The organism is Ensifer adhaerens (genome assembly GCF_013283195.1).
Taxonomy (GTDB): domain Bacteria; phylum Pseudomonadota; class Alphaproteobacteria; order Rhizobiales; family Rhizobiaceae; genus Ensifer; species Ensifer adhaerens_G.
On the sequence record NZ_JABEKT010000001.1, the window covers coordinates 656,940 to 676,077 of the forward strand.

Here is a 19,138-nt window from a genome sequence, read left to right on the forward strand (position 1 = left end):
AGATCGTCCGCCTCGATTTTTCCAGAACGCCCTTGCTATCAACGGCGTGTGAAGGATCGGTTAGTGTCCGGCCGTTTCGTGACTTCGTTGCGGCCGATGCGCCATTTGTCGTCAAACCGTGGCATCAGTGGGACGCCTCTTCATCTTCCTGCCGCAATCGCTAGTATGAAGCACTTTAGAGCACGAATAGGGACCATTGATTCTATGATCAAGAAATGCGCCATATTGGCTGTTGCGGCCATCTATCTCTCGGGATGCACGACCACCGATCCCTATACGGGTGAGCAGAAGATGTCGAACACGGCCGGTGGCGCGCTGATCGGCGCGGGCCTCGGTGCGGCGACCGGCCTTCTCGTTGGCGGCAGTGCTGCAGGGCGGCGCGATGCAGCGCTCGTCGGCGCCGGCATCGGCGCGCTCGGCGGCGGCCTCGTCGGCAACTACATGGACAGCCAGGAATCGGAACTGCGCGCCCAGCTGCAGGGTACCGGCGTTTCGGTCACCCGCGCCGGCGACCGCATCATCCTGAACATGCCGTCGAACATCACGTTTGCCACCGACCGCGACCAGGTAATCCCGGCCTTCTACGACACGCTGAACTCCGTGGCGATCGTGCTGCGCAAGTTCAACAGAACCTTGATCGACGTCGACGGCCATGCCGATTCCACCGGCAGCGCCTCGCACAACCAGGGCCTCTCCGAGCGCCGCGCCGCGTCCGTTGCCAACTATCTGGCAAGCCAGGGCGTCGACCAGCGCCGCATGGCCACCATGGGCTTCGGCCCGCAACGGCCGGTCGCCTCCAACAGCACTGAAGCCGGCCGGGCGCAGAACCGCCGCGTCGAAATCTCGATCGCGCCGATCAAGCAGGGCTGATCGGATCGCATCGATCGCTGATATCGAAGGGTTGCGCCGCAACCGGTGCGGCCCTTCTTCTTTTCGGGTAACTCAGCGGCAGTGGCGTCAGAAGCGGTAGCGCAAGAGCCGCCCCATCCGGTGCAGGGTGGGAACCATGCTGAAGACGTGGACGGCGATGCGGGCGGCGGCCGACATCCTGTCGATCTGGCCCGGATCGTAGGCCGTGACCTCTTCCAAAAGGCTGAGACCCGGCACCTGGCGCTCCAGCATGCGGGGATCGTCGATACCCCAGGAAAGCGCGGCACCCGTGGCGCGGATGGCCGGATTGAAGCGCAGCAAATGCAGGCCGAGATGGCTGTATCCGTCGAAGACGATCTCGCCAGCGGGCAAATGATCGACAAGACGCCGGAGCAGGCCGTAGACGTCGTCTGCCGCCAGATAGGGCAGGAGGCCTTCGGCGACGACGATCGCCGGCCTGTCGTCTGGTATGGTCGCAAGCCATCCAGCCTCCGTCACCGATGATCCGATCAATGTGGTGTTGGCGCGATCCGGATAGAGCCGGCGGCGCAAGCCAATCACATCAGGGAAATCGATGTCGAACCACCGCACCTCGGGCGCCGGGTCGATGCGGAAAACTCGGCTGTCGAGGCCGCAGCCGAGATGGAGGACGGTGGCATCCGGGTGCCGGGTGATGAAGGATTGCGTCCATTGGTCGACCAGATAGGCGCGCATGGCGATGCCGATCGTCATGTCGTGGCTGACGTCGAGATGTGGTGCCGCCTGCCCGAGCCGCCGCATGGCATCGGCGGCGAACCGGTCGCCGAGCAACGAATCGGGCAGCGCGCTTTCGGCGGCCTTTGCCTGCAGAGTGATCAGCAGCGTTTCCCGAGCACCGCTCAGGCCGATCCCGTCGGCATCCATCGTTTCCTCCACTAAAGTGCCGCGTGTCCGATAGGACCCGCAGAGGACGTCGCAGCGCTTCAAGCCTGCCGCATATTTTATCCCCGAATCCGCTTCGATTTAAGGGTTTATGCAGGACAGGCGGCCGAGGAGGCGACGGCGCAGATCTGCGTCTTACGCGTCAGCGGCTCTTGCCGCTCGCGCCCGTCGGACGCGCCTCGCCGTCAGCATCGCCAGCGCCGGTGCCAGCGCAAACAGCCAGAAGAGCCACTGCGTCGCGCGCGCGACGCCTTCGGCGCTGCTCGCCTCGATACCCGCCAGGTTGGCGGTCAGGCCGGCAAGCGCGGCGCCGAGGGCAGCGGCGAAAAGCTGCACGGTGGTGATCGAGCTCGATGCCTTCTCCTCTTCGCCCTTGGGCGCCAGCTCGTAGACGGCCGTGACGATATGCGGCCAGGCGAAGCCCATGCCGAAGCCGACCGCCATGATGCCGATGGACAGCGGTATTGCGATGGTAGCGAAGCCGAAACCGGTCATCGGCATGAACACGGCGATCAGCGCCAGGCCGGCAAAGCCGAAGCCTGGTCCGGCGAAAATCGTGCGCTGCGCCCTGTCGCCATGCCAGTGCGCGCTCGTCATCGATCCGGTGGTCCAGCCGATCGACATCAGCGCGGCGATGTAGCCGGCTACAAGTGGCGACAGCCCATGCAGTTCCTGCAGCAGATAAGGCACGTAGATCTCCGGCTGCATGCCGATCATCAGAAGCGTGATCGTCGCATAAAGGGCTGCCAGTGGGGCGGTTATGGTGAAGCTGCCGGTCGGCAGGAGCTTGCCGACGGCCCGGCGTTCGGCGAAGAGAAGCACGGCGAACATCACGACGGCCGCGCCGACCGAGGCGAGCTGTTCGCCCGAGGTGGGCAACGTGCTGGCGATCGACAGCGCAAGGACAATGCCGATGAGAAGCAGGAGCTGCAGCACCGGCAGCGGGCTGCGGCTGCCTTCGGACGAGGCGTTGCGCGGCAATGTCCAGAAGGCCAGCGCCGCCAGAAGTGCGGTCAGCGGCAGCAGCGACCAGAAGGCCGCGCGCCAGGTGGCAAACTCCGCAAACATGCCGCCGACGGCCGGGCCAATCAGCGTTGCCGTGCCCCAGGTCGCCGAGATCAGGCCGATGGCGCGGGTCCAGAGAACAGGAGCAAACACCAGGCGGATAACGCCATAGGCAAGCGCGTAGAGCAGGCCGCCGCCAAAGCCCTGGATTGCCCGGCCGCCGAGCAGCAACAGCATATCGGGGGCGGAGGCACAGAGCAGCGTGCCGAGCCCGAAGACAAGCGCGCCGATCGCATAGGCCGATCCGGCGCCGACGGCGGCAAGCAGCCGGGCCGAGAGCGCCGCGCCAAGGATGGAGGCAGCGACGAAGACTGTGGTGCTCCAGGCATAATATTCGAGCCCGCCGATCTCGCGCACGATCGACGGCATGATGGTGGTGACGACATAGATGTTGAGGGCATGCAGCGCTACGCCGCCACTCAAAACGATGGAATGGATGGCGTTTTCGCCAGACAGCAGCGCGAGCCAGCCGCTCTCGGCCTTCTCGGTGGTTTCAGGTGCCTTGTCGAGCATATGTCTGCGCCTTTCCTGTGCGTCACGACGGTGCATGTCGACTGCGGCGCATCTGTCCGCGCCCGTCGACATGACCCTTCGGTCGCAAGAGAACGCTCCCGCCTTGAACAGGGCCGGGGAGCCGCTCTATCCGTTTGTTGCCACGCATGTCCCGGCGGAAGACCGCCTCGCGCTTTTCCCTGGAAATGTTCTAAGTCAATGGACCGCAGCGTCACCGAGATGGGTGAGCTTGTCCGGATTGCGAACGATGAAGATATCGTTGACGTTTCCATCGCCGTCATAGCCGAAGGAAACGCTGGCGGCGATATCATTTTCGGTCTCGCCCCGGAGCACTATGCCGCGGCCGCCGTTGATCTCAGCGATTTCCCAGACGTAGTGCGCCCAGTATTCGGTGAGCCGGTCAGCGATGAAGGCAACCACGGTCTCCTTGCCAGCGAGCACGCCGAGCACGGTCGCCACCTTGCCGCCGCCGTCGGCCGTCAGGCGCACGTCGGCGGAGAGCAGGCTCGAAAGGCTGGCAATGTTGCCGCCGTGGATCGCCGCGTGAAAAGCTGACAGCAATTCGTCCTGGCGTTCGCGCGGCGTCTGGTGACGGCTCTTTTCCACCCCGATATTGCTCTTGGCGCGCGACACCAGCTTGCGCGCTGCTGCCTCCTGCATGTCGAGCGTTTCGGCAACCTCCTCATAGGGTTGCCCGAAGATCTCGTGCAGCAGATAGGCAGCTCGCTCCTTCGGCGTCAGCCGCTCCAGCATCAGGAGGAAAGCGGTGGTGAGCGACGAGGTGAGCGCCAGCTTTTCCTCGGCATTGTCTTCGCTTGCCGTGTGGATCGGCTCCGGCAGCCAGGCCCCGACATAATCGACGCGCTTGCGGTGCGCCGCCTTCAAAAGGTCGAGGCAGCGGCGGGTGCAGGCCGTCGTCAGCCAGGCGGCCGGCGTTTCGATCGCCTTTTGATCGGCTTCCTGCCACTTGACGAACGTGTCCTGCACCGCGTCTTCCGCGTCCGCGCGCGACCCGAGGATGCGGTAGGCAAGGCCGAGAAGGCGCGGACGCGCCGCTTCAAAGATATCGATACTGTTCATGCCACCCATCTCAGCGCCTTGGTTACAGTTCAAACGGCCGATGGCCGCGATCGTTGCTCGTGACCATCTGACGATTGGCATTTCGCAGCTGTGACGCGTCTTGAAAATTTTCTCAGATCTTTGCCGGGTAGGTGTGCTCTTTGCCGCGGAAGTCCGTGACGGTGTAGCAGCCGCCGCCGTCCGCCGCGATCGACGCGGCGCTAATCACTGCCTTGCCGTGGCCGCCGGGAATGTCGAGGATATAGGCCGGCTGGCAAAGGCCGGAGACCCGGCCGCGCAGCGACGCGACAAGGGCCTGGCCTTCCTCGATCGACAGCCGGAAGTGGCTGGTGCCGGGCGCAAGGTCCGGATGATGCAGATAATAGGGCTTGATCCGGGTTTCGACGAAGGCGCGCATCAGGCTGGCCAGCACGTCCGCATCGTCGTTGACGCCTTTCAGAAGCACCGACTGGCTGACCATGACGACGCCGGCATCGATCAGCCGGGCCGAGGCGTCGCGCGCTTCCCGCGTCAGTTCACGCGGATGGTTGGCATGCAGCGCCACATAGGTCGCCTTGCCACTCGCCTTCAGCGCCGCGACAAGATCGGCATTGATGCGCTCGGGCTCGACCACTGGCACGCGCGTATGAAAGCGGACGATCTTGACATGGTCGATCGGCTTCAGCCGTTCCATGATTTCGGCAAGACGGCGCGGCGACAGCACCAGCGGATCGCCGCCGGTGAGGATGACCTCCCAGATCTCCTCATGCTCAGTGATATAGGCGATCGCCGCGTCGAGTTCGGCCGGCGTCAGCGTGCCCAGTCCCTGCGGGCCGACCATTTCGCGGCGGAAGCAGAAGCGGCAATAGACCGGGCAGACATGCACCGCCTTCAAGAGCACGCGATCGGGATAGCGGTGGACGATGCCGGCAACGGGGCTATGCGGTTTGTCGCCGATCGGGTCCTCGCGCTCCTCGGGCAACAGCGTCAGCTCGGCGGCATCCGGCACGAACTGGCGGGCGATCGGGTCGTTCGGGTCGTTACGGTCGATGAGTTTTGCGATCGCCGGGCTGATGGCCACGGCATAGCGCTCGGCCACACGCGAAACGGCGCCGTGCTGCGACGGTTCGACAAGGCCGGCGTCGACGAGTTCTCCGGCCGTCTTGATCGGGCGGTGGACGTTCATGATGCCGTCTCCGCCACCGGCGCCCAGAGCACCTGGTCGATGCGCGTCGCACCGGTCGCCAGCATGACCAGACGGTCGAAGCCGAGCGCGATGCCGCTGGCTTCGGGCATAATGGCGAGCGCTGCCAGAAAGTCCTCGTCGAGCGGGTAGGTTTCGCCATAAACGCGGCACTTTTCCGCCATTTCCATCTCGAAGCGCCGGCGCTGCTCGGAAGCATCGGTCAGTTCACCGAAGGCATTGGCGAGTTCGACACCGCAGGCATAGAGCTCGAAGCGTTCGGCGACGCGGCGGTCGCGCGCGGTCGGCCGGGCAAGGGCTGCTTCTGCAACGGGATATTCATCGAGGATCGTGGCGCGGCCAAAGCCAAGATGCGGTTCGACCTTTTCGACAAGCACGCGGCTGAAGAGATCCGCCCAGGTGTCGTCGGCGGCAACCCGCAGGCCCGCCGATCTCATGGCGGCGGCGAGCATCTCGCGGTCGGTTCCGCCATCGGGCGCGATCGAGGCGAGCAGGTCGATGCCAGCAAAACGCGCGAAGGCTTCGGCCACCGCCAGCCGTTCCGGCTCGGCGAAGGGGTCTGAGGTGCGGCCCTGGAAGGTGAACTGGTGCGTGCCCGTCGTCTCCGCCGCGAGCGCCAGGATCTCGGCACAGTCACGCATCAGCGTCTCGTAGGTCTCGCCGGCCCGATACCATTCGAGCATGGTGAACTCAGGATGGTGCAACGGCCCGCGTTCGCGGTTGCGATAGACATGGGCAAAGCAGGCGATGCGTTTCTCGCCGGCGGCGACCAGCTTCTTGCAGGCAAACTCGGGCGAAGTGTGCAGATAGAGCGGATGGGCCGAGCCGTCATGGTTGAGCGCCTCGGTGGCAAAGGCGTGCAGGTGAGCCTCGTTGCCGGGTGAAATCTGCAGCGTCGCGGTGTCGACTTCGATGAAGTCGCGCGCGTCGAAGAACCGGCGCAAAGCCGACTGGATCCGGTTGCGCCCGAGAAGAAACGGACGCCGGTCGGCATGGACATCAGGCGTCCACCAGGGTGAGGCATGCGACATGGTCGTTCGGTCCAGGCTTTCTTCGCGCCCCAGGGCTTTCTTCGCGCCAATGCCGGCGCAGGCTGGCTATTTGCACGAAATTAGGGTAGTGGCGGCGCGATATCATATTTTCGCGTCTTTCGGGGCCGGCTTTCCCGGCGCGCCGTGTCGCGCATACCTCTGTTACAAGGAAGACTAATGGTCAAGGTCATCGCTTCATCTGTCCGCAAGGGCAACGTTCTCGACGTTGACGGCAAGCTCTATGTCGTTCTTACCGCGCAGAACTTCCATCCGGGGAAGGGCACGCCGGTCACCCAGGTCGACATGCGCCGCATTTCCGACGGCGTGAAGGTCTCCGAGCGCTACCGCACGACCGAGCAGGTCGAGCGCGCCTTCGTCGAAGATCGCGAGCACACCTTCCTTTATGAAGATGGTGAAGGCTTCCACTTCATGAACCCGGAAAGCTACGACCAGCTGGTCATGACCACCGACGACATCGGCGACCTCAAGGCCTACCTGCAGGAAGGCATGGCCTGCATTCTTTCGATCCACGAAGGCCTGGCGATCGCCATCGACCTGCCGCGTCACGTGACGCTCGAAATCACCGAGACCGAGCCGGTCGTCAAGGGCCAGACGGCATCGTCGTCCTACAAGCCGGCGGTTCTTTCGAACGGCGTCCGCACGCTCGTGCCGCCGCATATCCAGGCCGGCACCCGCGTCGTCATCGCGACCGAAGACGGCTCCTATGTCGAGCGCGCCAAGGACTGACACGGTCTGAAGACCGGCACGATCGAACGATCGCATGAAACGGGGACGGCAGGTAGAACCTGCCGTCCCCGTCGTCGTTTCTTCGACAGACCTTTTCCTTGGTCGTTGACATCCCAGGGGGCAGAACCCTTTGCGCGGCCACGGCGTTCCGTGCGCGTCGGCGCGCGCCGTGACCTGCAGGCCGTGCCAAAGGCTCGATAAGCAACCACAAATTTAGGGGGAGCATTTCGAAAAACGGGTGCTAGGATGCCGGCGCACCGACGTTTCTGTCACGAGAGGGTCCGCATGTTTCCATTGTCGCACATGATGAAGTCGTTCATTCGCAAGGGTCGCCTGACGGTGATCGACGCCGATGGCAAGAGGCACATTTTCTCCGGCGAGCCCGGACCTCACGTGACGATGCGGCTCACCGACAAGAAGCTCTATCGCAGCCTCGTCTTCAATGCGGAGCTGGCGGCCGGCGAGGCCTATATGGACGGCACCATGCGCTTCGAGGAAGGCTCGACGCTCAAGGATTTCCTGACGCTGTTTTCGATCAACCGGTTGTCGCTCGGCTCCTACCCGATCCAGAAGGTGCTGCGCGCGATCAAGATGCGCTTCCGCAAGCGCCAGCAGGCCAATCCCAAGGGCAAGGCACAGGAGAACGTCGCCCATCACTATGACCTCGGTAACGACTTCTACAAGTTGTTCCTCGACGAGAACATGCTCTATTCCTGCGCCTATTTCCGCGAGCCGGACGAGAGCCTGGAAAAGGCCCAGCGCAACAAGCTGCGCCTGCTCGCTTCCAAGCTCTGCCTGGAGCCGGGCATGAAGGTGCTCGATATCGGTTCCGGCTGGGGCGATCTGGCCATGTACCTGGCCAAGCTCGAAAACGTCGAGGTGCTTGGCGTCACGCTTTCGAAGGAACAGCAGGCGCTGGCGACCCAAAGGGCAAAGGCCGCAGGGCTTGCCGACCGCGTTCGCTTCGAACTCAAGGACTACCGCGATGTTCAGGGGCCATTCGACCGTATTGTTTCCGTCGGCATGTTCGAGCATGTCGGCGTGCATCACTACGACGAGTTCTTCAAGAAACTCAATGCCTTGATGCCGGATGACGGCGTGGCCGTGCTGCATTCGATCGGTCACATGAGCCCGCCGGGCATGGCGAGCGCGTGGCTGCGCAAGTACATCTTCCCCGGCGCCTATTCGCCGGCACTTTCCGAGGTCTTCGACGTTGTCGAGCGCAACAGCCTCTGGGTCTCCGATCTCGAATTCCTGCGGGTGCATTACGCCACCACGCTGGCGCATTGGGGCGCGCGGTTCGAAGCCAACCGCGACAAGGTGATCGCGATGTATGACGAGCGCTTTGCCCGCATGTGGGAGTTCTATCTGATCAGCGCCGAGATGATGTTTCGCACCGGAAGCCAACTCGTCTTCCACATGCAGCTGTCGCGGTCGCGCGACGCGGCGCCGATCGTGCGCGATTACATCACCGACCGCCAGCGCGACTTCATAGAACGCGAGCAGGCGCTCGACCTCAACATCTGACCGGCTTTTCTGCCGGTCAGTCTCCGTTCCAGCGCAGTCGCTTGTAGTCGAAGCCGAATTCGAGGGTCGGCTTGACGATCGAGAAGAACGGCGAGAGGTCGAAGTCGCGCGGCGTGTAGAGCGAGTAATGGCGGATATGCAGGATTTCTTCGCGTGAATAGGTGGAGGTTGCCGATGCCCGCCCTGGTGCGCGCGTAACCTCCGGCAAGATCGGGTATCGTATCTGCTCGAAGGCTTCGGCAATCAGCGTCGAGCAGATCGCCCGCGTCGGATCGCCGGAGCCGAGCGCCAGCAGGCGTCGTCGCCAGCGCACCGGCACCGGCGGTGCCGGCATGAAATAGCGCAGCATGTCGAGAATGTTCTTCAGGTCGTACTTCATGCCGAGCCGGGAGATCATGAAGCCGACCAGCGCGGACCGGTCGTCGGGCGTCAGCGCCACCGGTCGGCAGATGCGGGTGTTGAACGACGCATATTTCTTCAATGGCACGGCGACACAGCCTTCCCCGATGTTCACTTCGATCAGCTGTGGCCTTTCGATGATCGGCAGGGTTGCCTGGTCCAGCGTCAACGGCATCTGGTCGCCGGCAAAAAACGCCGCGTGCGACCAGGTCGACTGGGTCAGATACTTGATCGCAGCGGAAACCTTCTGGTTGCCCTCGATCAGCAGGACGTCGCCGGGGCGCAGCGTGCGTGCCAGCGTTTCCTGGTCGGATGGCGTGTAGGGTTCATAGCCAAGCGTCTGCGTCTGCAGCCTGGCGGCCATGCGGGTGCCAAGCCGGTCCAGAAACGTATCCTTGCTTTCGGAAAGCGGGTAGATGGTCTTCATGGAGGCGATTGCTCCAGCGACGGGAGAGGGATTCGCATGCACGTATATGGTGGCCGAGCCGCGACACTCTGTCGAGTGATTGTCGCGTGATTGCATGGCTTTGGCCTTGACGCACATTCTCGGGGTTTCTATTTTAGAATAATTCTAAAGAAGGTTTTTCGTCGATGTTCTCCCGTCTCTTCTCCCGCTCCAAACGTCCGTTTCTCTCCCTCAACGAACAGGAAATCCTGGCGCTGGCGATTTCCTCCGAGGAGGATGATGGCCGCATCTATCTCGCCTACGCCGATGCGCTCAGAGAAAAATATCCGCACTCGGCAAAAGTGTTCGAGGAGATGGCCGAGGAAGAGAGCCATCATCGGCAATGGCTGATCGACATGCATGTGCAGCGTTTCGGCAACCGCATCCCGCTTATCCGCCGCGAGCATGTTCGCGACTTTCCCGATCGCAAGCCCGACTGGCTGATCGGAGAAATGCCGATCGAAAAGGCGCGCGCGGAAGCCGAGGCAATGGAGGAGACGGCGCACCGTTTCTATGTCGAAGCGGCAGCGCGCACCCAGGATGCGGCGACACGCAAGCTGCTGGGCGATCTCGCCATCGCGGAAAAATCGCATGAATCGCTTGCCCGAAGGCTGGGCGAAAAGCACACGCCGAACGATGTGCGCGAGGAGGAGGATCAGACCGCCCGCCGGCAGTTCATCCTGACTTACGTTCAGCCGGGGCTGGCGGGGCTGATGGACGGCTCGGTATCGACGCTGGCGCCGATCTTCGCGGCGGCTTTTGCCACTCAGGATACCTGGCAGACCTTTCTCGTCGGCCTGTCCGCCTCCGTCGGTGCGGGGATTTCCATGGGCTTCACTGAAGCGGCCCATGACGATGGCAAGCTCTCCGGACGCGGTTCGCCGATCAAGCGCGGCCTTGCTTCGGGCATCATGACGGCGCTCGGTGGTCTCGGGCACGCGCTGCCCTACCTCATTCCGCATTTCTGGACGGCGACCATCACGGCGGCAGTCGTTGTCTTCTTCGAGCTTTGGGCGATCGCGTTCATTCAGAACCGCTATATGGAAACGCCGTTTCTGCGCGCCGCATTCCAGGTTGTGCTGGGCGGCGGGCTGGTGCTGGCCGCGGGCATCCTGATCGGCAATGCCTGATCAGGCGTACGCTTGAAACGAAGAAGGGCCGGTTCGACCGGCCCTTTCATGAAACTCTATTGCTGCGCTATCAGTTGCCGACCGAGCCGACGACCAGTTCCGCTCCGTTGTCGATGGTCACCCAGCGACCGCTGTTGAACGAAGCCTGGCGCTTGAGATAGCGGTAGGGCGTCTGGGTCCAGAGCTTCACGCCGTTTTCGAGATTGTCGAGCACGAAGTCGCCCTGGGCGGTGCGCACCGTCAGAACCGCGTGGCCTTCGCCGTCGGGTTTGCGAACGACGGTGATCAGCAGCTCGCCTGCGGAAAAGCCCTTGCGCATCAGGCGCTTGCGCTTTTCGAGGACAAAGTCCTCGCAATCGCCGGCGTCTTGCGGGTAAGCCCAGACTTCATCCCTGCCGAAGAGCTCCTGATCGGTGACCGGTGTGATCTCCCGGTTCACCTGGGCGTTGACCTGACGGATCGTCGCCCAGCCGCGTTCGGTGACGCGCGGTGCCACGGTCGCCTTCGACTTGACGTTGCATTCGCCCTTGTGCTTCTGGCAGAACTCGTAATGTCCGATCGGCTGCGACGTAACCGAGCCAGTCTGCATCCAAGGAGTGGATCCCGCCTGTGCGGGAATTGCCGTGTTCGCTGAAATGAAAAGTGCGCAAAACGCCGCGATACTTCCCTTAACTCCAGTCCAAGACGCCATTCATGTCCCCTGCGTAACGCGGTATGCCGAACTCTCATGTTCGGACGTATTCGCGCAATCCTGAGTTGCGGGCAGCTTGTTCAGGTCTTCCGCCTCACGCTGCTCTAATCGTTAATAAAGAGTTAATAGCGTTGGGGTCGGAGAGTCAATCTACTGATTCGGGCATTGGACTTTATGGTTAAAGTCGTTGCCGGAAAGCAGCGCAAAGCCCTGCACCGCAGGGGATCTGCAGCGCATGGAGCCGAAAATCGGGGGGAGAAGGGGTGTCGCGCGCCGTCCTTGCGGCTTAAACCGAAGGCAGCATGTTGCCGATTGCCTGCTTCATTTTAGCAATGTCTTCCTCGCGCGAAAGACGATGGTCGCCGTCGCGGATCAGCGTCATGACGACGTCGTCTGCGGGCAGATGCTCCATCAGTTTCAGCGCGTGCGTGTGGGGGACGTCGGGGTCGCGCATGCCCTGGAGGATGTGAACCGGGCAGCCGGTGGTGATCGTGCCGACGAGCACGCGGTTGTCGCGGCCATCCTCGATCAGGGCGCGTGTATAGATGTTGGGCTCGGGGCTGTATTCGGACCGTTCCTCGAAATAGCCGCGCTCTTCAAGCGAGCGCTGCTCTGTCTCGGTCAGGTTCGGTTCGATGAGGTCGGCGGTAAAGTCGGGGGCGGGGGCGATCAGCACCAGCCCGGCGACGCGCTCGCCCATGCCACGCAGGCGCAGTTCCTGGATCAGCCTGAGGGCGATCCAGCCGCCCATCGACGAGCCGATCAGGATCAGGCGTTGCTTGGGCGCCGCGTGTTCGACCACGGCAAGGCTCTCTTCCAGCCAACGCGAGATCGTTCCGTCCTTAAAGGCGCCGCCGGAGGCGCCATGGCCGGAATAGTCGAAGCGGATGCAGTCGGTTGCGCGGTCTCTCGCCAGGTGTTCGACCGCGACGGCCTTCGTGCCCGTCATGTCGGAGCGGTAACCGCCGAGCCACACGAGAGCCGGCCTTTCGGAAGGCTTTTGCGCACGCAGAATCCGCATGGCGATGCGGCGACGGGCGGCATCCTTGCCAACCTCGATGAAGGTCGTTTCGGTTTCGGCTGTCGTCGTTTGCATCGCAATTCTCTCCAAATGCCCGGATTGGCGGCGAATTTCTTTCTAAAACAGATTCGTCTTGGCTTCGACAGGTGGTGATTTTCCCTGCAAGCCATGCTATTGACTCTCGCGTCGCAATTCACACATTGCCGTCGGCGGCAGATTGAAGCATTTCGGCCAAGGCCGCGCCGACTATTAATTGAACCGCATTTCGGAAACAGCTCGAGGAGAGTACGACCATTCGCAGACCGTTCAAAACGGACGCCCCCGTCAAGGAGGGACCGCGCTCAAACAAGGAAATCCGGGTACCCCGGGTTCAGCTTATCGATGCCGAAGGCCAGAATATCGGTGCCGTCCCGATCGACCAGGCGCTCCGCATGGCGGAAGAGGCCGGTCTTGATCTGGTTGAGATCGCACCGAACTCCGAACCGCCGGTGTGCAAGATCCTCGATCTCGGCAAGCTGAAATACGCCAACCAGAAGAAGGCGGCCGAAGCGCGCAAGAAGCAGAAGATCGTCGAGATCAAAGAGATCAAGATGCGTCCCAACATCGACACGCATGACTATGAAGTGAAGATGCGGGCGATGAATCGTTTCTTCGAAGAAGGCGACAAGGTCAAGGTGACCCTGAAGTTCCGCGGTCGCGAAATGGCGCACCAGGAACTCGGCATGAAGCTCCTGCTTCAGGTCAAGGACGACACCCAGACGATTGCCAAGGTCGAAGCCGAGCCGAAGCTCGAAGGCCGCCAGATGATGATGGTCCTCGCTCCGCGTTGACCGCCGCTGTCGGACGGATCGTCCGTGCACCGTATCAGGTAGGAAGCCGCCCTTGGGGCGGCTTTTTGCGTTTGAGCGCATCCCGATGTCCCAAACGATCTCCAGTGGCGTCATTCTCTTCGCCTCGCTGACAGAATGCTGACAACCGGCCTCAGCGAGCTGTCAGCGGCGGCATGGCAATCTGGCGTCATCGAATTCAGGAGAAGGACGAAAATCATGTACGTCACGCTTCGAAAAGCTTTGCTTGTGTCCACCATGGGCGTTTGCGGCCTCGTCTCGGCGCCTGTCGGGTTCTCGCTGGTGGCCACCGGTCCGGCGCATCCATTTGCCATGTCCGCACTTGCCAGCGGCGACGACGACAACAGCGGTCGTGGCGGCAGTGATGATCGTGGCGGCGACGACCGCAGCAGCGAAGATCGCAGCCACGACGATCGGGACGATCACGGCGGCAACAGCGGCCGCGGCAGCGATCATGATGACAACGACAACGACAACGATGATGACAACGATCATCGCGGTCGCCACGGCCATGACAATGCCAATGACGATGATGCGGACGATGATCGCGACAATGACCGCAATGACCGTGACGAAGTCACACTCAGCGTTTCCGAGGACAGCCTGCGCGGACTGCGCGACGGCTCATTGGTTGCAGTCGACAATCTCGGCCGTGCGCTTGAGGTGGAAGTCGAGTTCGAACACGGTCAGCGCGTGGTGACGGTCAAGCCGCATGGTGGCGATGCCCGCCGCAATCCGGGTCCCATTACCAGCGTTTCGATCGTGCCGGCTTCGGCTCGCTGATCTGAACAACGAATGTCCGGTGCATCCGCCCCCGTAGTGCACCGGAATGATGGGCTCCTTCCGCTTAACGCCCGCCCAGCGGATTGGCCCAAGGAACGCATGACCCCCTGCGCCGGAACCGACGCAGGGGGTCATGCGCTTTTCCATGTCTTGCCCACGCATCTGGCCTCTTGCGCTCGGCAGCGCAGGGGATCAGTCTGAGGCCAGACGAGCGAGGGGATTTTACAAGCGCATTGGGGGAATGCGCCTTCGGAATGCGGGCCGCCGGACGATGTCGCGAAGGACGCGGCGTTTTTCGCAAAGGTTTGAAAATGTGGAACTGGACGAAACCATGCCGATGACGCGACGAAATCTGATTGCGATGGCCTGCTGCTCGTTGCTGCTGTCGCTTGCGCCGCAGGTGGCAGGCATTTCCGCCTTTGCCAAGGACGGTCGCGATGATGACGACAGCAGCGGCAGCGGCAGCAGTGGCAGCAGCGGCGGTAGCGGGTCGAGCGGGTCCAGCGGCCACGGCGGCGATGATTCCGACGACGACCGCAGCGGTCGCGGCGGCGGCGATGACGACGACAACAGCGGGCCTGGCGGCGGTCACGATGACGATGACGATGACGACAACTCCGGCCGCGGCCGGCGCAGCGATCAGGAACGGGCTCGCGACGGCGTCGAGAAGGGGCGCATCCTGGCGTTGAAAGATGTGCTGCGGCTCGTCGACGAGGACAAATACGGCGCAGTCATCGCTGTGGATCTGAGAAACAATGGCGAAGTCTACCGGCTGCGCACGCGCGACCGGCAGGGCACCATCCGAAATCTGCGTATCAATGCGCGCACGGGAAAATTCATGAACATATTCGGATTCTGAGGACAGAATGCGCATTCTTCTGGCGGAGGACGATCGCAACATCGCCACCCATGTGGTGACGAAGCTGGAGGCCGAAGGTTACGGCGTCGATACGCTGGCCAATGGTCCCGACGTGTGGGAGCAGGGTGAAAACGGCACCTATGCCGCGATCATTCTCGATCTGGGCCTGCCGGGCATGGACGGCCTGTCGATCCTCAAGCGCTGGCGCAAGGCAGGGCTGGAAACGCCGGTGCTGGTGCTGACGGCGCGCGGCTCCTGGATGGAGCGGGTCGACGGTTTCGACGCCGGGGCCGACGACTACCTGCCGAAGCCGTTTCGGGCCGAAGAACTGGTCGCGAGGTTGCGCGCGCTGCTCAGACGCGCCGGTCCGCGACTGCAATCCGTGCGCTCCGCCGGACGCTTCACCCTTGATGAAACGACGCGCCGGGTCACGTTCGACGGTCAGGTTCTGGAGTTGAGCCCGCTCGAGTACCGCATGATCGCGCTGTTCATGGAGCGCAAGGGCCAGGTTTTGACGCAGCTCGAACTGGCAAGTCACGTGCAGGGTCGAGAGGACGACGCGGCCAAGAATGCTGTCGAGGCGATGATTGCGCGGCTGCGCAAGAAGACCGAGAGTTCGGCGATCGAGACCCGGCGGGGCTTCGGTTACCTGTTGCCGGACGACGGCAGATGATCCGTTCGCTTCGGCTGCGACTGGCGATCGGCGCGCTGATTGCCGTCGGCGTGGTGCTGCTGGTGGTCTGGTTCTCGCTTTCTCGCCTTTTTACCGATTATGTCGTCGGCCGCTATCGCGCGGAAATGATCACAACCGTCGATACGATTGCCGCCCAGGTGGTCGTCAGGGACGGCGAACTCGCTCTGCCGCGCGAGCCGGCGGATCCACGCTTTTCGCTGCCGGCCGGCGGTCGTTACTGGCAGCTCACGCCGAAAGCGGGCACGCCGATCCGATCTCGTTCCCTTTGGGATACCGTCATCGATCCCAAGACCCCCTCCGCCGGTCATTACAAAGACTTTGTGGAACTCGAAGGTCCTGACGGCGCGCCGATGCTTGTTCATACCCAGACGCTGGCTCTCGGCGATGGCCCCGACGCCGAACGCTTTTCCGTTCAGGCCGGATTTGGTCGCCAGGAGCTCGACGATGCGCTCGAGTCATTTCACGGGCGGATGCGGCTGATGCTGCTTGCGACCGCCGCCGTGCTTGCCGGCGCGGCCTTCCTGCAGGGCGCACTCGGTCTGGCGCCGCTGCGAAAACTGCGTGAGCGGGCAGCGCTCGTGCGTGCCGGCGGTGAAAAGGACTTCGGTTCGGCCGGCCCCAGCGAGGTCGGACCCGTTGTCAACGAGATCAACCTGCTGCTGGCCGAGCGCGAGCAGGCCGTCGAGCGCGCCCGCGCTCGCGCCAGCGATCTCGCCCATGGCCTGAAGACGCCGTTGACCGTGCTTGCCCAGCTTGCCGAAAGCCTGCCCGACAACGAACGCCGGCTGGCCTTGCAGCAGGTCGATCTGGTACGCCAGCGTGCCGACCGGCAACTGCAGGCCGCCCGCATGGGCGTCGAGCGCATGGCGACCACATCGGTCGCCAGCATGGCGGGCAAGCTCGTCAGCGTGTTGCGGCCGGTCACCGCCGAGCGTGGCATCGCCTGGGACGTGACGATCGATCCTGGCCTGTCTCTCGATATGGATCCGGCCGATCTGGCGGAATGCCTTGGCAACCTGCTCGACAATGCCGTCAAATGGGCGCGCTCGCGCATCCGCGTTTCTGCCGCGCGCAACGACGATCGATTGCACATCGTCGTCGGCGACGACGGACCGGGCATCGCCGACGGCGATCGCGAGAGGGTGATGCAGCGGGGCGGCCGCGTCTTGGATGGCGAGGCTGGCCAGGTGCCCGGCACCGGGCTCGGCCTTGCCATCAGCGCGGATATCGCCGATGCCTATGGCGCGACGCTGACACTCGGGCAGTCGCCGCTCGGCGGGCTGGAGGCGGTCCTGACCTTTGAAACGGTGGGCCGGCGCAAGCGTCCGCGCGATCCGGTTTGATGCGGCCTGTCGCTTCTGCAGCGCTTCTTCGATTCCGCAGTTGCGCTTTTGGGGATGTCCGGGTATAAGCCCCCGTCCGAACGGTCCGGCAGGGCATGCCGTGGCCGTTCTTAACGCTGGAAATGGACCTCGTCTGTCCGTTTCGAATTCTTAAGAAAATGGAGTAGCAAAATGCCCAAGATGAAGACGAAATCGTCTGCCAAGAAGCGGTTCAAGATCACCGCTACCGGCAAGGTTCGTGCAGCTGCTGCTGGCAAGCGCCACGGCATGATCAAGCGTTCCAACAAGTTCATCCGCGACGCACGTGGAACCATGGTTCTCGCGGAGCCCGATGGCAAGAAGGTCATCAAGAACTACCTGCCCAACGGTCTCTAAGACTTTCAGGCATTTTGGACACGTTAAGGAGATCATGACATGGCACGTGTAAAACGCGGCGTAACCGCTCACGCCAAGCACAAGAAGACACTCAAGGCAGCCAAGGGCTTCTACGGCCGCCGCAAGAACACCATCCGCGCTGCAAAGGCTGCGGTTGATCGTTCCAAGCAGTTCGCTTACCGCGACCGCAAGGTCAACAAGCGCAACTTCCGCGCTCTCTGGATCCAGCGCATCAACGCTGCCGTCCGCGAATTCGGCCTGACCTACGGCCGCTTCATCGACGGCCTGAACAAGGCTGGCATCGAAGTCGACCGCAAGGTTCTGTCCGACATGGCTATCCATGAGCCGGCAGCATTCGGCGCCCTCGTCGAAGCTTCCAAGAAGGCGCTTGCCTACCTCAAGGAAGCCGGTACGACCAACGAGTTTGAAAGCGCTGTTCGTTAAGCCAGCGTTTTCCCAAAACCGTTCTTGAATTTTGTTGGGAAACCCGCGCTGGCAGGGCTAGCGCGGGTTTTTCTTATTTTGCGAGACGAAAGTGCACGACGATCGAAGAGGGCCGCTTGCGGTTCCGCAGCTTGACGACGACGACATGGCGGCTCTGCTGGCAGCACTTGCCGGCGGATCGTCCCGTGTCGAGCACTGCCAGCTCAAGAAACGTGCGGTCTGGATCAAGCGTTACCAGCGCCTCGGTGCCCGTATCGGCCAACGCCTGCAGTGGCTTGCCTCGCGTCTGACCGGCGTTACCATTCTTCGCCCGGCGCCCATTCTCGATCCGCAGGGCATGCTCGACCGCGAGGTCCGGCAGATCAACGCTTTCTCCGCCGCCGGCTTCAAGACGCCGCAAATCCTCTATCGCGGCACGACGGCGCTGGTGCTTTCTCATCTGGGCCTTCCAGTCAGCAAACAAATGGGCGCATTGCGCGACACGGATGCCGACGGGCACGACGCGCTCCTGGTGCGCTGCGCCGCCGAGCTCGGCCGTCTGCATGCAGCAGGGCTTTGCCATGGCCGCCCGCATCCCCGCGATTTCATCATCGACGACGGCGAGTTCTGCTTCCTCGATTTCGAGGAGGAGCCAGCGGCGGTCATGCCGCTTGCCACCGCTCAGGCGCGCGACGTCTGGCTGTTGTTCCTGCAGATCGCAAGCCGCGCGCTGAAGGCCGAAACGCCGGATCGGGCCTTTGCCGCCTGGAAACTTGCCGCTCCGGCCGAGACAGCCGTCGCTCTCTCGCAGATCATGCCATTTTTCACGCGACTGCTTCCGCTGGCGCGCTTCCTCCTGCGTATCCAGAACGGCCAGGATCTCGTGCGCTTTGTGGCGGCCACGGACTACCTGGCAGGCGCGACGCAATCACAATCCTGAAGACAACAACCGATTGATACCAAGTCTCGATGATAGGAACCTATAGGATGGACCATGGTTGACCTCTGGCTAGGCGCGGTGCGCAGCGCGATGCTGACGCATCGGGCAAGCACCGCAACGACGCCGGAGGTCAACCATGGACCACCTTCGGCAGGCTTCTCGGGCTTTCTGGCGGCGTCAAGGTCCTTGACCGATGCATCAGCATCGCTCCGCGTACCTCTCCTGGCCAGAAAACCCGATCGAGCCTGTC

At 62.8% G+C, this 19,138-nt stretch carries 20 protein-coding genes; 12 read left to right on the top strand and 8 right to left on the bottom strand.

The genetic code is table 11. From position 1 onward, the window contains the following. Nucleotides 1-204: 204 nt before the first annotated feature. Entirely contained in the window at nucleotides 205-870 is a 666-nt protein-coding gene (locus LPJGGPFB_RS03030) for a YiaD family glycine zipper/OmpA-like lipoprotein (protein WP_173418674.1), read from the top strand. 87 nt (nucleotides 871-957) lie between these two features. Here LPJGGPFB_RS03030 and LPJGGPFB_RS03035 read toward each other — a convergent pair whose 3' ends face one another. From LPJGGPFB_RS03035 to epmA, 5 genes are all read right to left on the bottom strand, one after another. After that, nucleotides 958-1,773, bottom strand: a complete 816-nt coding sequence (locus tag LPJGGPFB_RS03035) for a class I SAM-dependent methyltransferase (protein WP_173418675.1) — start codon at nucleotides 1,771-1,773, stop codon at nucleotides 958-960. Nucleotides 1,774-1,926: 153 nt separating this feature from the next. Next, on the bottom strand, nucleotides 1,927-3,369 hold the full coding sequence (locus tag LPJGGPFB_RS03040) for an MFS transporter (RefSeq protein ID WP_173418676.1): 1,443 nt from the start codon (nucleotides 3,367-3,369) through the stop codon (nucleotides 1,927-1,929). Between the two features lie 195 nt (nucleotides 3,370-3,564). Next, on the bottom strand, nucleotides 3,565-4,449 hold the full coding sequence (gene sigJ, locus LPJGGPFB_RS03045) for an RNA polymerase sigma factor SigJ (protein WP_210264343.1): 885 nt from the start codon (nucleotides 4,447-4,449) through the stop codon (nucleotides 3,565-3,567). Between the two features lie 112 nt (nucleotides 4,450-4,561). Next, entirely contained in the window at nucleotides 4,562-5,614 is a 1,053-nt protein-coding gene (locus LPJGGPFB_RS03050) for a lysine-2,3-aminomutase-like protein (protein WP_173418678.1), read from the bottom strand. Continuing rightward, nucleotides 5,611-6,663 carry an EF-P lysine aminoacylase EpmA gene (epmA, locus tag LPJGGPFB_RS03055; protein ID WP_173418679.1) on the bottom strand — a complete coding sequence of 351 codons (1,053 nt, stop codon included), beginning with the start codon at nucleotides 6,661-6,663 and terminating at the stop codon, nucleotides 5,611-5,613. The genes LPJGGPFB_RS03050 and epmA overlap by 4 nt, the downstream gene beginning before the upstream one ends. Nucleotides 6,664-6,840: 177 nt before the next feature. Between epmA and efp the strand changes: the two genes are divergently transcribed. Together efp and LPJGGPFB_RS03065 are read left to right on the top strand one after the other, a co-directional pair. Next, nucleotides 6,841-7,410, top strand: coding sequence for an elongation factor P (efp, locus tag LPJGGPFB_RS03060; RefSeq protein ID WP_065773805.1), 570 nt, complete (start codon nucleotides 6,841-6,843; stop codon nucleotides 7,408-7,410). A gap of 285 nt (nucleotides 7,411-7,695) precedes the next feature. Next, on the top strand, nucleotides 7,696-8,937 hold the full coding sequence (locus tag LPJGGPFB_RS03065) for an SAM-dependent methyltransferase (protein ID WP_173418680.1): 1,242 nt from the start codon (nucleotides 7,696-7,698) through the stop codon (nucleotides 8,935-8,937). A gap of 16 nt (nucleotides 8,938-8,953) precedes the next feature. Here the strand turns inward: LPJGGPFB_RS03065 and LPJGGPFB_RS03070 are convergent, their stop codons facing one another. After that, nucleotides 8,954-9,763 carry a C40 family peptidase gene (locus LPJGGPFB_RS03070; protein WP_173418681.1) on the bottom strand — a complete coding sequence of 270 codons (810 nt, stop codon included), beginning with the start codon at nucleotides 9,761-9,763 and terminating at the stop codon, nucleotides 8,954-8,956. Between the two features lie 164 nt (nucleotides 9,764-9,927). Between LPJGGPFB_RS03070 and mbfA the strand changes: the two genes are divergently transcribed. Further along, complete coding sequence (gene mbfA, locus LPJGGPFB_RS03075; RefSeq protein WP_173418682.1) at nucleotides 9,928-10,911, top strand: iron exporter MbfA; 984 nt, start codon at nucleotides 9,928-9,930, stop codon at nucleotides 10,909-10,911. A gap of 70 nt (nucleotides 10,912-10,981) precedes the next feature. Here the strand turns inward: mbfA and LPJGGPFB_RS03080 are convergent, their stop codons facing one another. Both LPJGGPFB_RS03080 and LPJGGPFB_RS03085 read right to left on the bottom strand, forming a co-directional pair. Next, the gene (locus tag LPJGGPFB_RS03080; protein ID WP_173418683.1) at nucleotides 10,982-11,602 is read right to left on the bottom strand and encodes a transglutaminase-like cysteine peptidase; all 621 of its coding nucleotides are present in this window, start codon (nucleotides 11,600-11,602) and stop codon (nucleotides 10,982-10,984) included. A 286-nt stretch (nucleotides 11,603-11,888) separates the two neighbouring features. After that, complete coding sequence (locus tag LPJGGPFB_RS03085) at nucleotides 11,889-12,698, bottom strand: alpha/beta hydrolase (RefSeq protein WP_173418684.1); 810 nt, start codon at nucleotides 12,696-12,698, stop codon at nucleotides 11,889-11,891. A 218-nt stretch (nucleotides 12,699-12,916) separates the two neighbouring features. Here LPJGGPFB_RS03085 and infC point away from each other — a divergent pair, with 218 nt between their 5' ends. The 8 genes from infC (at nucleotide 12,917) to LPJGGPFB_RS03125 (ending at nucleotide 18,888) form a co-directional block, all read left to right on the top strand. After that, nucleotides 12,917-13,453, top strand: a complete 537-nt coding sequence (infC, locus tag LPJGGPFB_RS03090; protein WP_077503129.1) for a translation initiation factor IF-3 — start codon at nucleotides 12,917-12,919, stop codon at nucleotides 13,451-13,453. A 216-nt stretch (nucleotides 13,454-13,669) separates the two neighbouring features. Further along, on the top strand, nucleotides 13,670-14,254 hold the full coding sequence (locus LPJGGPFB_RS03095; protein WP_173418685.1) for a hypothetical protein: 585 nt from the start codon (nucleotides 13,670-13,672) through the stop codon (nucleotides 14,252-14,254). A gap of 133 nt (nucleotides 14,255-14,387) precedes the next feature. Beyond that, entirely contained in the window at nucleotides 14,388-15,113 is a 726-nt protein-coding gene (locus tag LPJGGPFB_RS03100; RefSeq protein ID WP_234902756.1) for a PepSY domain-containing protein, read from the top strand. 7 nt (nucleotides 15,114-15,120) lie between these two features. Continuing rightward, nucleotides 15,121-15,786, top strand: coding sequence for a response regulator transcription factor (locus tag LPJGGPFB_RS03105; RefSeq protein ID WP_173418686.1), 666 nt, complete (start codon nucleotides 15,121-15,123; stop codon nucleotides 15,784-15,786). Beyond that, nucleotides 15,783-17,150, top strand: coding sequence for a sensor histidine kinase (locus tag LPJGGPFB_RS03110; protein WP_173418687.1), 1,368 nt, complete (start codon nucleotides 15,783-15,785; stop codon nucleotides 17,148-17,150). Before LPJGGPFB_RS03105 ends, LPJGGPFB_RS03110 begins: the two co-directional genes overlap by 4 nt. A 171-nt stretch (nucleotides 17,151-17,321) precedes the next feature. Then, nucleotides 17,322-17,525 (top strand): 50S ribosomal protein L35, encoded by a 204-nt coding sequence (gene rpmI / locus LPJGGPFB_RS03115; RefSeq protein WP_025425550.1) that lies wholly within the window; start codon nucleotides 17,322-17,324, stop codon nucleotides 17,523-17,525. Nucleotides 17,526-17,564: 39 nt separating this feature from the next. Continuing rightward, nucleotides 17,565-17,969 carry a 50S ribosomal protein L20 gene (rplT, locus tag LPJGGPFB_RS03120; RefSeq protein WP_025425551.1) on the top strand — a complete coding sequence of 135 codons (405 nt, stop codon included), beginning with the start codon at nucleotides 17,565-17,567 and terminating at the stop codon, nucleotides 17,967-17,969. Nucleotides 17,970-18,060: 91 nt separating this feature from the next. Continuing rightward, a complete protein-coding gene (locus LPJGGPFB_RS03125) occupies nucleotides 18,061-18,888 on the top strand; it encodes a BUD32 family EKC/KEOPS complex subunit (RefSeq protein ID WP_173418688.1) in 828 nt (275 codons plus the stop codon). Nucleotides 18,889-19,138: the final 250 nt, after the last annotated feature.